12 protein-coding genes are annotated in these 12238 nt (G+C 50.4%); 8 read left to right on the forward strand and 4 right to left on the reverse strand.

Annotated elements, in window-relative coordinates:
- Nucleotides 1-5 precede the first annotated feature (5 nt).
- Genes J5W02_RS11985 through J5W02_RS11995 form a run of 3 tightly spaced genes read left to right on the forward strand, consistent with a single transcriptional unit; the run spans nucleotide 6 to nucleotide 3024 of the window.
- Nucleotides 6-1880: a YgiQ family radical SAM protein gene (locus J5W02_RS11985; protein WP_219965937.1), complete on the forward strand. Its 1875-nt coding sequence runs from the start codon at nucleotides 6-8 to the stop codon at nucleotides 1878-1880.
- Complete coding sequence (locus tag J5W02_RS11990; protein WP_219965938.1) at nucleotides 1847-2770, forward strand: ComEC/Rec2 family competence protein; 924 nt, start codon at nucleotides 1847-1849, stop codon at nucleotides 2768-2770. The genes J5W02_RS11985 and J5W02_RS11990 overlap by 34 nt, the downstream gene beginning before the upstream one ends.
- Before the next feature lie 32 nt (nucleotides 2771-2802).
- On the forward strand, nucleotides 2803-3024 hold the full coding sequence (locus J5W02_RS11995; RefSeq protein ID WP_219965939.1) for a DUF3006 domain-containing protein: 222 nt from the start codon (nucleotides 2803-2805) through the stop codon (nucleotides 3022-3024).
- A 52-nt stretch (nucleotides 3025-3076) separates the two neighbouring features.
- Here J5W02_RS11995 and J5W02_RS12000 read toward each other — a convergent pair whose 3' ends face one another.
- From J5W02_RS12000 to J5W02_RS12010, 3 genes are all read right to left on the reverse strand, one after another.
- Nucleotides 3077-4225, reverse strand: coding sequence for an FtsW/RodA/SpoVE family cell cycle protein (locus J5W02_RS12000; protein ID WP_219965940.1), 1149 nt, complete (start codon nucleotides 4223-4225; stop codon nucleotides 3077-3079).
- Nucleotides 4226-4356: 131 nt separating this feature from the next.
- Nucleotides 4357-6315 carry a sensor histidine kinase gene (locus J5W02_RS12005; protein ID WP_219965941.1) on the reverse strand — a complete coding sequence of 653 codons (1959 nt, stop codon included), beginning with the start codon at nucleotides 6313-6315 and terminating at the stop codon, nucleotides 4357-4359.
- Between the two features lie 37 nt (nucleotides 6316-6352).
- On the reverse strand, nucleotides 6353-7054 hold the full coding sequence (locus tag J5W02_RS12010) for a response regulator transcription factor (protein ID WP_219965942.1): 702 nt from the start codon (nucleotides 7052-7054) through the stop codon (nucleotides 6353-6355).
- Nucleotides 7055-7278: 224 nt separating this feature from the next.
- Between J5W02_RS12010 and J5W02_RS12015 the strand changes: the two genes are divergently transcribed.
- From J5W02_RS12015 to upp, 5 genes are read left to right on the forward strand one after another with little or no spacing between them, the layout of a single operon-like run.
- Nucleotides 7279-8946, forward strand: coding sequence for a formate--tetrahydrofolate ligase (locus J5W02_RS12015; RefSeq protein WP_219965943.1), 1668 nt, complete (start codon nucleotides 7279-7281; stop codon nucleotides 8944-8946).
- A 20-nt stretch (nucleotides 8947-8966) separates the two neighbouring features.
- Nucleotides 8967-9389 carry a tRNA (adenosine(37)-N6)-threonylcarbamoyltransferase complex ATPase subunit type 1 TsaE gene (gene tsaE, locus J5W02_RS12020; RefSeq protein WP_219965944.1) on the forward strand — a complete coding sequence of 141 codons (423 nt, stop codon included), beginning with the start codon at nucleotides 8967-8969 and terminating at the stop codon, nucleotides 9387-9389.
- Entirely contained in the window at nucleotides 9389-10099 is a 711-nt protein-coding gene (tsaB, locus tag J5W02_RS12025) for a tRNA (adenosine(37)-N6)-threonylcarbamoyltransferase complex dimerization subunit type 1 TsaB (RefSeq protein ID WP_219965945.1), read from the forward strand. The genes tsaE and tsaB overlap by 1 nt, the downstream gene beginning before the upstream one ends.
- Nucleotides 10096-10539 carry a ribose 5-phosphate isomerase B gene (rpiB, locus tag J5W02_RS12030; RefSeq protein WP_219965946.1) on the forward strand — a complete coding sequence of 148 codons (444 nt, stop codon included), beginning with the start codon at nucleotides 10096-10098 and terminating at the stop codon, nucleotides 10537-10539. The genes tsaB and rpiB overlap by 4 nt, the downstream gene beginning before the upstream one ends.
- Before the next feature lie 41 nt (nucleotides 10540-10580).
- A complete protein-coding gene (upp, locus tag J5W02_RS12035; RefSeq protein WP_219965947.1) occupies nucleotides 10581-11213 on the forward strand; it encodes a uracil phosphoribosyltransferase in 633 nt (210 codons plus the stop codon).
- A 65-nt stretch (nucleotides 11214-11278) separates the two neighbouring features.
- Here upp and J5W02_RS12040 read toward each other — a convergent pair whose 3' ends face one another.
- Entirely contained in the window at nucleotides 11279-12214 is a 936-nt protein-coding gene (locus tag J5W02_RS12040; protein ID WP_219965948.1) for a hypothetical protein, read from the reverse strand.
- Nucleotides 12215-12238: the final 24 nt, after the last annotated feature.

Consider the following 12238-nt stretch of genomic DNA (forward strand, 5'->3'; position numbering starts at 1 on the left):
GCAGAATGCCTTTTTTACCCATAACAAAAGAAGAAATTGATGCTCTCGGCTGGGATGCGCCGGATTTTGTCGTCGTAACCGGCGACGCTTACGTTGACCATCCCACCTTTGGTACCGCGATCATTTCACGCGTACTGGAACAGTTCGGCTATCACGTCGCCATTCTGGCGCAGCCGGACTGGCGTACAGACAGGGACTTTACCCGGTTCGGCAGGCCGAAATACGGGTTTCTGGTCAGTTCCGGAAACATTGATTCCATGGTTGCCCATTATACCGTAGCCCGCCGCAAGCGGAAAGAAGACGCCTATTCGCCCGGGAACAGAACCGGGCTGCGGCCGGATCGCGCCGTCATTGTGTACGCAAAGAAAATTAAAGAAATCTATCCGGACTCTCCCGTCATTATCGGCGGGCTGGAAGCCTCTCTGCGCCGGTTTGCGCATTACGACTACTGGGATGATAAAATCCGCCCGTCGATTCTGTTGGATTCCGGGGCGGATTTGCTCACTTACGGTATGGGCGAAAGTCAAACGGTTGAAATCGCCCGCCGCCTGTTTTCCGGCGAGCCGGTCAGCACGATCACCGATATCCGCGGAACCTGCTACGCGATTCCCACGAAGGAATACCGACCCGTTCCGGCGGTTGACTGCCCGAGCTTTGAGCAGGTCTGTCAGAATAAGAAAGAGTATGCCGTCTCCTGCCGTAAACAGCAGGATGAGCAGGACGCTGTACGCGGGCGCAAGGTCATTCAGCGCCACGGGGACAAAATTCTGGTGCAGAACCCGCCGATGCCGCCTCTGGAGCAAAAAGAGCTGGACGCTGTTTATGAGCTCCCTTATATGCGTACCTATCACCCGAGCTATGAAAGCATGGGCGGGGTTCCCGCCATTCAGGAAGTGGAGTTCTCCATCACGCACAACCGCGGCTGTTTCGGCGCCTGCAATTTCTGTTCCATCGCGTTCCATCAGGGCCGAGCCATCACGACCCGCAGCGAAGAATCCATCCTGCGCGAAGCAAAGCTGCTGACGGAAAGCCCGAATTTCAAGGGGTATATTCACGATGTCGGAGGGCCGACTGCCAATTTCCGCCATCCTTCCTGCGACAAACAGGAAAAACTGGGACTGTGCGCGGGCGGAAAAAAATGTCTTGCTCCGAAGCCCTGCCCGCTTCTGAAAGTAGATCACAGCGAGTACCTCGACATTCTGCGTAAGCTGCGTGCTTTGCCGAAGGTCAAACGCGTATTTATCCGTTCCGGCATCCGCTTTGATTATCTGATTGAGGACAAAGACGATACCTTTTTCAAAGAGCTGGTAAAATACCATGTCAGCGGGCAGCTGAAGGTCGCGCCGGAACACTGTACGCCGGAAGTCCTTGACTGCATGGGCAAGCCGCATATTGAATCCTTTTTGAAATTTGAAAAGAAATATTTCAAATACTGTAAAGAAGAGGGCAAGGAACAGTACCTTGTTCCGTATTTGATGTCCTCCCATCCTGGTAGTACTCTGAAAGACGCGGTTGCGATTGCTCTGTTTTTGAAACGCGAGCATCTTCGTCCGGAACAGGTGCAGGATTTTTATCCTACGCCCGGCACCATTTCTACCTGCATGTTTTATACCGGTCTTGACCCCTATACCTTGAAAGAAGTTTATATTCCCCGTACCGACCGTGAAAAGGCGATGCAGCGGGCGCTTCTTCAGTATTTTAATCCGAAGAACAGGGATCTGGTTATTGCGGCGCTGAAAGCCGCCGGACGCAGCGATTTGATCGGTACGGCCAATTCGTGTCTTGTTCGGCCCAGCCCTGCCATGCAGCGCGCTGCGCAAGTTCAAAACAGAGAGAAGCAGGGCAAATGGAGCAGCAAAAAAACAGCAAAAAGGCGCTGAAAATCACCCTGTCGCTGTTTCTGGCGGTTGGTTTGATTGTCTCTTTGCTGCCGTTTGGGGCGGCAGCCTTCTGGCACCGCGTTTTTTCCTTTTTCGGACTGAACGATTTTTCCGCGGCGGCGGATTCCAGCCCGATGTCCGTCCATGTGCTCGAAGTCGGCAAGGCCGACAGTATCTTTATTGAATGCGGCGGGAAAACGATGCTGATAGACGGCGGAACCATGGATCAGGGGGAGTCGATTGCGGAATATCTTGACCGGAGGGGTGTAAAAAAACTGGATTGTGTGGTCAATACCCACCCTGATGAGGACCATATCGGCGGACTTGCTTATCTGATCGGGCATTATCGCGTCGGAAAATATTTCGCGCCCGATATCCCGAAAAACATGATTCCATCCAGCGAGGAATATCTTTCCGCGCAGAAAGCGCTGAACGAAAAACGGATTTCCACGGTTGTTCCCCGGCCCGGGGAGACTTTCTCCCTCGGCAGTATGAAAATAGAGGTTCTTGCCCCTGTAAAACAGGGGGACAGTACCAATAACAATTCCATCGTCCTGAAGCTGACGTATGGAAAAACACGGTTCCTGCTCATGGGTGACGCGGAAAAAGAAGAGGAATCCGATTTGCTCGCAGGCGGAGAAGACCTTTCCGCCGATGTTCTAAAGGTCGGCCACCACGGCAGCGGTACCTCCACCACGGACGCGCTGTTGAACGCCGTAAAGCCGAAATGGGCGGCAATTTCCGTTGCGGACGATTCCAACGGGCTGCCGAAACGGGAAGTCCTGAAAAGGCTGTTGTCCGCCGGTGCGGCGGTTTACCGGACTGATGTCAGCGGTACGCTTATTTTTATGAGCGACGGACAGAATATTAAAATTAAAACCGAGCGCTGAGTGAACTGATTAAAGCAGAAGGGGATAGAAAAATGAAAATGCTGGTAATAGACCGTTTTGAAGGAACCTACGCAATCTGTGAGGATAAGGAGCAGAAATTCTTTGCCATTGAAACTTCCGAACTTCCGCAGGGCGCGCGGGAAGGCGATGTGCTGAATGTGGATGACGCCGAGGGAACACTCACCATCAATGCGGAAGCAACAGCGCAAAGACGTTCCAAAGCCAAAAAACTGCAGGACAAGCTGTTCCAATAATTCAGTATAGGATAAGAAAAAAGCCACCTGAATTCAGGTGGCTTTTTCTTATCTAACGCCGGAGCGTAACTTTATCCGTGTTCATCCGGTGCATATGCACATTCTGCGCCAACCCGAACCCCAGATACAGACAGGCCGCGGACGAACCGCCCGCACTGAAAAACGGGAGCGTAACGCCCATGACCGGCAAAAGGTTCAGACACATGCCCAAATTGAAAAGCGCCTGTGCCGCAATCATACCGAAGAAGCCAAAGCAGATGCTGCTGCCCAGACAGTCCGGGGATTTCCGCGCAATCCGAAGCGTGCGAAAAAGGAACAGCAAAAGCAAAAGGACAATCAGCATACAGCCCACAAATCCGAGCTGCTCCCCCGCGACCGAAAAAATAAAATCGCTCTGCTGTACGGGAACAAGACCCTTGCTGACGCGTGAATTGCTGTTGAACAGCCCCCGGCCCCAGAACTGGCCGCTTCCTATGGACAACCTGCCTTGAATCTGCTGCAGGCCCTTGTCCAGCGGGTCCGTTTCCGGGTGGCGGAAAATCGTAAAGCGGTCTTTTTGGTAATCCTGCAATATATATTCCCACGCAATAGGGAATGCGACAGCCAGTGCTGCGAAAACCGCTCCAAAGTAGCGCAGTTGAACCCCGGCGCCGAACGCCATAGCTAAGAACATACAGAAGAAAATGACCGCTGTGCCGTCGTCTCCTTGAAAATGGACCAGTATAATCGGAATCATCGCGTGGAGAGCCAGCAGCATGACCTGTGGAAAAGATTTCAGCAGATCGCGCTCCTTAAGCTCTGAAACATGCTTGGAAAAGGTGATGATAAACCCGATTTTCACTAATTCACTAGGCTGGAATGTGGTGCCCGGCAGCTGAATCCACGCTTTCGCGTTGATGCCGCCGCTGCTTTTTACCGCAATGCCGAAAATCTGCGTATAAACAATCAGAAACAGACAAAAACCGGCTACAATATACCAGTAGCTTGCAATCTCGCGGTAATCGATCAGCGTAAAAAGAATTGCGCCGAAATAACCGAGGAAAATAGCAACCAGCTGCACAGTGAAATAAGATTTTCCCGATTCGCTGTTCGGCACGGTCTTCAGCAGCAGGAGGCTGTATACCGATATGGCCAGCATGATAAACCAGTAAAGCTTGTCCGCCCGTTTTAAATAATTGACGAATGATTTTAATCCTCGCATGACTTCACCTCTGATTTATTTATTATATGATGGAAACGCGAAAACTGCAAGCGAATAATGAAGGGAAACGGGCGTGAGCAAAAAACTCGCGCCCGTTTCCCTATGCCCGACAAAGAAAATTTATTTTCCTGCTACTGTTGCGTAAGAGGGAAATCCACCCTGACGGAAAACAGATCGGCATCAACGTTTATTTGCAGCCTGCCCCCGGTTGCTTCTGTGAAGCTCTTTGCGATGGAAAGTCCAAGCCCGCTTCCGGTGGTTGTGCGCGAACTGTCGCCCCTCACAAAGCGCTCGGTCATGTCCGTTTTGCAATCCAGTTCATAGCGTGAGGTGTTCTTTACCGCTGCGTAAGCGTTCTTTCCGTCGTGCTCCAATGTGACGAACACGCGCGAACCTTCCAGTGAATACTGCAGTGCGTTTCCGATCAAATTCTGGAACACCCGGTATAAAAGCTTTCCGTCCGCCCGAATCATAACGGGGGAGTCCGGAATATTTACCTTGAATATCAGGCCGGAGGCTTCTACCTGCTCATTCATATCGGCCATTGTCTGTAAAATCAGTTTGCCGTAATCCAGGACTTCCATATTCAGTTCAATATTTCCGCTCGTTGCTTTACTGACCTGAAAGATGTCCTGCACCATGTTCTTCAGCCGGTCGGATTTTTGAGCAAGAATTTCAATATAATCTTTTATATGGTCCGGTAAATTTTCCTCCTGCTTCAATAAATCGATATAGCTGATAATGGCGGTGAGCGGTGTTTTCAGATCATGGCTCACATTTGTAATCAGTTCTATTTTCATCCTTTCGCTTTTTAAACGTTCTTCAACCGCATAATCGATGCCCAACTGAATTTCGTTGAGGTCAACGGAAGCTGTGTTCAGATCCGCGTCGGCAGGAAGTTCCAGCGGTGTAATCAGGTCGCCGGATTTGACAAGTGAAATCTGATTCATGAGCAGTCCCATATCGTAGACGGTATTCTGAAATCTGCGCACATACCGGTAAATCACGTATACCATGGCGGCAAGAACCAGCAGCAAGAAAACCATGACAAAAAAAGCGCTGGGATGAATCATGGACGTTACGGTGAAACCAAACAGCAACAGCAGGATTTCCGACGCCAGCAGCGCCCAGAAGCGCTGAACCATCTGTTGCTGAAACGGCTTCGACCGCTCAAATTTTCTGTAATTCTTCAGTACAGTGTTGAAAATATTGTGCTTGTAAAAGTGATGGTTACAGCGCATATCATTTACCACAAGGTAATAGCAGAAGAATGAAATGACCGTACAGATTCCCCACAGGAACCAGTCGTTTCTCCATGCATGGATCATAACAGCAAAGTCCAGACAAACCAGCACAACGGTGCATATAGCTTTGAATTCCCACCAGAACCAGCCGGTGAACCGCGCGAGCGCAAGGTCGGCTGCTTTTTTGTCTTTGCGGAGCAAAAGGTACAGCATAAAAGCAATTGCGCCGAGCAGAAGAAAGACTCCGCCCGCGTACAGCGTAATTTTCAGATTGTGCTGGGCCTGCGGGATGTAAGTCAGGGAAGTATATCCGCTGACGGGCGTGACCGGCTCTGACCTTGCCAGCAGCGTGACCTGCATCTCTTCCATATTGTCGTAGCTAAAACTGGTATTGCTGGTATATCCCGGCACATACCACATCGATTTTTCCGGTCGGTAAACGCCGTCGCCGTAAATGTCGACCGTTTTTCCGTCCTTTGTGACCGTCACTTTTTTACCGTCGAAATACAGTTTGAAGTTGTATCCCTTCGGAAGCGGGGCGGTATTCAAATCCAGACCCGGATACCCATTGGAATGTTCTGCGGGGTTTTCATGTGTTCCCGCTGAATAGAGAATGTTTTTTCCGGAATCCTGATCTAAAAGGTTCCAAACTCCGGCATTGTCTTCTGTTTCAGAGGCCAGCGCGTCCAGCACCTCCCCAAGCTGATTCGATACCGTCTGCCGGAACATGGATGTGTTCTGATAATCAGGAGTAAACGCATCGTTTATTTCATGGGAAAGATAATCAGCTCTGTTGACATTAAGACCGTAAAAAAGCGCTGCGATCAGGAGTACCGAAATTGTCATCGTACTGAAGAAAAAGCAAAGCCAGCTGAATATCGTTTTAAATTTTTTCGATTTTGTATCCAATGCCCCACACCACCTTCAAATATTCAGGTTCCTTTGGGTTGAGTTCGATTTTTTCACGAATGCGGCGAATATGTACCATCACAGTATTTTCCACGCAATAGGCGGGCTCGTTCCATACGCGGCGGTAGATTTCCTCCGCAGGAAAGGTCCTGCCCAGATTGCGCATCAGCAAATCGATGATTTTGGTTTCGGTGGCCGTCAGCCGAATCGGATCACCGTCCGCTTTCAGAATCCGCTCCTCTGTGTTATAGGACAGCCTGCCGTTCAGAATCTCGCTTGTATTCCTGTGCGCGTTAATGTCGCCAAGACTGAGGTAGCGCCTGAGCTGGGAACGAACTCTTGCGACAAGCTCCATGGGATTGAACGGCTTTGTCACATAATCGTCCGCACCCATGCTGAGCCCCAGAATCTTGTCTGTGTCTTCGCTCTTCGCGGAAAGAACAATGATCGGGATATTGCGTTTTTCACGGATTTTCATCACGGCGGAAAGCCCATTCAGTTTCGGCATCATTACATCGATCAAAATCAAATGAATTTCGTTATTCATCGCTGCGTCCACGGCTTCCAGTCCGTCATAGGCACACAAAGCGGAGTAGCCCTCTTTTTCCAAAAGAATGGCAATAGCGCGGACAATTTCACGGTCATCGTCAACAATCAAGATCCGTTTTTTATCCATTTGATTTCCTCCCTCAAAAACCTTACTATTACAGTACCTTATATTTCTTAAAAAAAGCTTAATGAATTTCTTACAAATAACTGAAGATTTATTATATTATACCATATTGCGGTTAACATGGTTTCACTCAGCCTGATTCATAAGAAATATTGATTTCGCCTGTTCATTTTTACAGAAAAATATGATATAATTTTGTCATAATTATGTGTTAGGAGAATGCACCAATGCTGACGGATATCGAAATTGCACAGCGGGCAGAGCTCGTACCGATTGCGAAAATTGCCGCTGACCTCGGAATTCACGAGGAGGAATTGGAGCCATACGGCCGGTTTAAAGCAAAGCTGAACGACTCTCTCTACAACAGACTTGCCTCCCATCAGGACGGCAAACTTATTCTGGTTACGGCAATTAACCCCACACCCGCGGGGGAAGGAAAAACCACTACGACGGCAGGGCTTGGCGAGGCAATGAAGCAGATCGGGAAAAATGCCGTCATTGCTTTGCGCGAACCGAGTCTTGGTCCCGTTTTCGGCATCAAAGGCGGCGCTGCGGGTGGCGGATACGCTCAGGTAGTGCCAATGGAGGACATCAACCTGCATTTTACGGGTGATTTTCATGCAATTACGTCCGCAAACAACCTGCTCTGCGCCATGCTGGACAACCATATCCATCAGGGGAACGCCCTTGGGATTGACCAGCGCAGAATTTTAATCAAACGCTGCCTCGATATGAATGACCGTGCGCTGCGGAATATTGTCGTCGGCCTTGGCGGGAAAATTAACGGAATTCCGCGTGAAGACGGCTTCTGCATTACCGTAGCGTCAGAGATCATGGCTATCTTCTGCCTTGCTTTGGACATTACGGATTTAAAAGAACGGTTGGGAAGAATTTTGGTCGCGTACACCTTCACAGGCGCGCCTGTCTATGCTTCGGACCTCAAAGCGCAGGGCGCCATGGCCGCGCTTCTGAAAGACGCGATCAACCCGAATCTGGTACAGACGCTGGAGGGCACTCCGGTTATTATGCACGGCGGGCCGTTCGCCAATATCGCCCATGGCTGCAATTCCGTCAGGGCCACACGTCTTGCGTTAAAGCTTGCTGATTACTGCATTACAGAGGCTGGCTTTGGTTCCGACCTTGGCGCGGAAAAATTCCTCGATATTAAATGCCGCCTTGCGCAACTCAGCCCCAGTGCAATTGTTCTTGTGGCGACCGCACGCGCGCTGAAGTACAACGGAGGGGTAACAAAGGACAAAACGGCGGAAGAAAATCTGGAAGCGCTGAAAAAAGGAATCGTCAATCTGGGCGCGCATATTGCCAATATGAAAAAGTACGGAGTGCCGGTGGTAGTGGCGATTAATCGTTTTGGTACCGATTCTGAGGCCGAATTGGCATTTATTGAAAAATACTGCCGTGACAACGGCGCGGATTTCGCGCTTTCCGAGGTATTTGCCAAAGGCGGAGCGGGCGGTGTAGATCTTGCAAAAAAGGTTTGTGAGGCGGCGGAAAAACCGGCGAATTTCCATCCGATTTATTCATCCGACTCCACAGTCAAGCAGAAAATAGAATGCATTGCCAAAGAAATTTACGGGGCGGACGGCGTGGACTACACCAGCCAGGCGGAAAAGGCCATTCGTGAAATTGCTGCGTTGGGCGGGGATGTATTGCCTGTCTGCATCGCAAAAACACAGTATTCTCTTTCCGACAATGCTTTGCTTCTGGGACGGCCGAAAGGCTTCCGTATTACCATCCGTGACCTGCGTCTCTCGAACGGAGCCGGATTCGTGGTTGCTTACGCGGGGGATATTATGACCATGCCCGGGCTGCCGAGGGTGCCGTCCGCAGAAAAAATTGATGTGGACGAAAACGGGAAGATTTCAGGATTATTTTAAAGGATATAAGGGGACCGGATATGCAGGAAATCATCACTTCTTCGCCCGCTGAGACAGAGGAACTGGGCATCAAAATAGCCGAAAACCTGACCGGAGGCGAGGTACTCGCGCTTTTTGGCGGAATGGGAATGGGGAAGACCGCTTTTACGCGGGGCCTTGCCCGCGGGCTTGGAATTCAGGACGGCGTTTCCAGCCCGACTTTCGCCCTTGTCCACGAATATCACGGAAGACTGGATGTCTACCATTTTGATATGTTCCGCGTAACCGGGTGGGACGACCTTTACTCCACCGGATTTTTTGACTATCTCGACAGCGGCGGTGTGCTTGTAATCGAATGGAGTGAAAATATTGAGGCTGCTCTTCCGCAGGACGCGATCCGCATTGAAATTCAGCAGGGGACGCGCGAAAACGAGCGCATTTTTCATATTGAGGGGATGAAGTAATGAGAATACTGGCGATTGATTCCTCGGCGACCGCAGCCTCTGCTGCGCTGCTTGACGACGACAGACTGCTGGGAGAATTTTATATCAACACTCGTTTGACCCACAGCCAGACGCTGATGCCCATGATCGAAAATCTTCTGCAGTGTACACGCACGGAACTGAAGGACGTCGATCTGTACGCTGTTTCTGCCGGGCCCGGTTCTTTTACGGGTATCCGTATCGGTGTGGCGAGTATCAAAGGACTTGCGATGGCGCAGAATAAACCCTGTGCGGGCGTTTCCACGCTGGAAGCCATGGCGCAGAATCTGGGGCACATGACCGGTACAATCTGTGCGGTGATGGACGCGCGCTGCGGACAGGTTTATAACGCCATATTCACGGCGCACGGGAATTCTATTGAAAGAATCACTCCCGACCGTGCGCTCTCCATTGAAGATTTGGCGGAAGATTGTAAAAATTACACGAATCCGATAATCCTTGTTGGAGACGGCGCAAAATTGTGCTATAATAATGAGCGGTTTAAAAGCCTTAACGCGGTTCTGCCGCCCGAGCATTTGCTTTACCAGCGTGCCTGGGGAGTGGCAAAATCCGCGCTCAAAGTATCTGAGCAGGGCGGGGCAGTGACCCCGGCGGCTCTGATGCCGGTTTATCTTCGCCTGCCACAGGCGGAGCGGGAATTAAAAAAAAGAAATAAAGGAGAAATCAAATGATAGCTTTAGGTGCGGATCACGGTGGATTTTTATTGAAAGAAGCCATTAAGAACTATCTTGCTACTGAAAACATTGCTTATAAGGATTTCGGCACATTTGACGAAGCCTCTATCGACTATGCGCCGATTGCGGCAAACGTTGCGCACAGTATCATCAACGGCGAAGCGGAGCGCGGAATCCTGTGCTGCGGAACAGGGATCGGCATGAGCATCGCGGCCAACAAGGTGCAGGGTATTCGTGCGTCTGTTTGCACCAACGCTTTCTGTACGGAAATGACCCGTCGGCACAACAATGCCAACATTCTTTGCCTTGGCGGCAGGGTCATTGATGAAAAACAGGCGGTTGAGTTTGCAAAGATCTTCTTGGAAACAGATTTTGACGGCGGCCGCCATCAGAGGCGCGTTGATGAAATCTCTGCAATTGAGCGCGGAGAACTGTAATTTCAGATCATAAACAATACTAGAATGTGGAGGCTGTCAACATGGATAAACAGGTATTTATAATGGATCATCCGCTGATTCAGCACAAGCTGACTTTTTTACGCGATAAGAACACGGGTTCCAAGGAGTTCCGCGAGCTGGTTGGTGAAATCGGAATGCTGATGTGCTACGAAGCGACCCGCGATCTTCCTTTGGAGGACACGACGATTGAAACCCCGATTGGGGAAGCGAAAACGAAAGTAATCGCAGGAAGAAAGCTTGCGTTTGTTCCGATTTTAAGAGCGGGCCTGGGCATGGTGGACGGCGTACTGAAAATGGTTCCTGCTGCAAAAGTCGGCCATATTGGTCTTTACCGTGACCATGAGACGCTGCAGCCGGTAGAGTATTACAGCAAGCTGCCGCAGGATATTGAAGAGCGCGACGTGATTGTCCTTGACCCGATGCTCGCCACCGGCGGCTCGGCAATTGACGCGGTTACCATCATCAAACGCAGCAAACCGAAGAGCATTCGCTTTATGTGCATTATTGCCGCTCCGGAAGGGGTAAAGGCATTTACCGAAGCACATCCGGACGTACAGCTTTTCTGTGCCGCTGTGGACGATCATCTGAACGATGTCGGTTACATTGTGCCCGGTCTTGGCGATGCGGGCGATCGTATTTTCGGAACACTGTAAAAATAACGACAACAAGCGGGGGCGGCCATAGGCCGCCCCCGCTTGTTATAGAATTTATGATATATTTATTTGAAATTCGCACTGAATTTTTCAATTTTCTCCTCGTCGGTCGGGTCGCTCGGGAACGGCTGTTTTATCAGAGAAAGATTTTCCACATGGCGAATTCCCTCGCCCGGTTCCAAAGCGTACAGGGGGCTCAGTGATTCCATTTCAATAAAATCACCGCAAGCATACGTTTCATAGGAGCATCCGTAATCCGGGTATGCCGCCTGGGGGGTGTGCAGGTACCGCTTTACCAGCGTATAATCCCCACAGGTGTATGACGCCCAGCCGGGTGTATTGTTTACGCCTATTTTCAGCGCATGGGAAATATTTGTGTCATGCCGTATGGTGATAAACCGGTTCCCCACAAACAGTCTGCTGTCCCGGATATCCGAGTACGGCCACAAAGTCAGAAGCCGGTTGGGAAGCAGGGGGTCACCGGCGTCTTTGCTCAAAGGAATGACTTCAGTACCGCCGCCTTTTACCATAGTGAGTGCCCAAAGCGCGCGGGTTAGTTTCTCTTTTGAGCAGTTTTTCGCGCTGTGCACCACCATAATATCCGTGGCGCCTTCGCTCATCATTACTTCAAAACTCAGCTGAACATCGTTGCGTTTCTGGCGCGGCGGCGTAAAGCTGACGCCTTCCGGTAAAATGCCGTATACAACAGGCTCGTTGTCCGGATAATACGTTTCCGGCATCTTTTCGGGGCTGAGCCACACGCGGTGGCCTCCATAATGGTAAAAAGCCGTGCCGTTGCCGTAGCGCTCTGACATGCTGTCACTGCTGATATAATTGCGGCGTTCCAGGTCATTGTAGAGGATGTTTGCTTCGTCAATAAAGCCGAAACGTACAATGCGCGGCCCGAACTCAATGGTTACAACAATGTCGATCAGGCCGTTGCTCAGTTTCAAACATTTTCCGTAGTTCTCATATTCCGTTTCCTTGATTTCAATAGACAAGAGAAGACACATCCTTTCAGTCAG

Origin of the sequence: Caproiciproducens faecalis, assembly GCF_019448085.1 — a bacterium.
Taxonomy (GTDB): domain Bacteria; phylum Bacillota; class Clostridia; order Oscillospirales; family Acutalibacteraceae; genus Caproiciproducens; species Caproiciproducens faecalis.

Bases quoted from the DNA above. Each gene is read 5' to 3' on its own strand.
- J5W02_RS11985 (WP_219965937.1), top strand. From the start codon at position 6: ATGCCTTTTTTACCCATAACAAAAGAAGAAATTGATGCTCTCGGCTGG.
- J5W02_RS11990 (WP_219965938.1), top strand. From the start codon at position 1,847: ATGGAGCAGCAAAAAAACAGCAAAAAGGCGCTGAAAATCACCCTGTCG.
- J5W02_RS11995 (WP_219965939.1), top strand. From the start codon at position 2,803: ATGAAAATGCTGGTAATAGACCGTTTTGAAGGAACCTACGCAATCTGT.
- J5W02_RS12000 (WP_219965940.1), bottom strand. From the start codon at position 4,225: ATGCGAGGATTAAAATCATTCGTCAATTATTTAAAACGGGCGGACAAG.
- J5W02_RS12005 (WP_219965941.1), bottom strand. From the start codon at position 6,315: ATGACAATTTCGGTACTCCTGATCGCAGCGCTTTTTTACGGTCTTAAT.
- J5W02_RS12010 (WP_219965942.1), bottom strand. From the start codon at position 7,054: ATGGATAAAAAACGGATCTTGATTGTTGACGATGACCGTGAAATTGTC.
- J5W02_RS12015 (WP_219965943.1), top strand. From the start codon at position 7,279: ATGCTGACGGATATCGAAATTGCACAGCGGGCAGAGCTCGTACCGATT.
- tsaE (WP_219965944.1), top strand. From the start codon at position 8,967: ATGCAGGAAATCATCACTTCTTCGCCCGCTGAGACAGAGGAACTGGGC.
- tsaB (WP_219965945.1), top strand. From the start codon at position 9,389: ATGAGAATACTGGCGATTGATTCCTCGGCGACCGCAGCCTCTGCTGCG.
- rpiB (WP_219965946.1), top strand. From the start codon at position 10,096: ATGATAGCTTTAGGTGCGGATCACGGTGGATTTTTATTGAAAGAAGCC.
- upp (WP_219965947.1), top strand. From the start codon at position 10,581: ATGGATAAACAGGTATTTATAATGGATCATCCGCTGATTCAGCACAAG.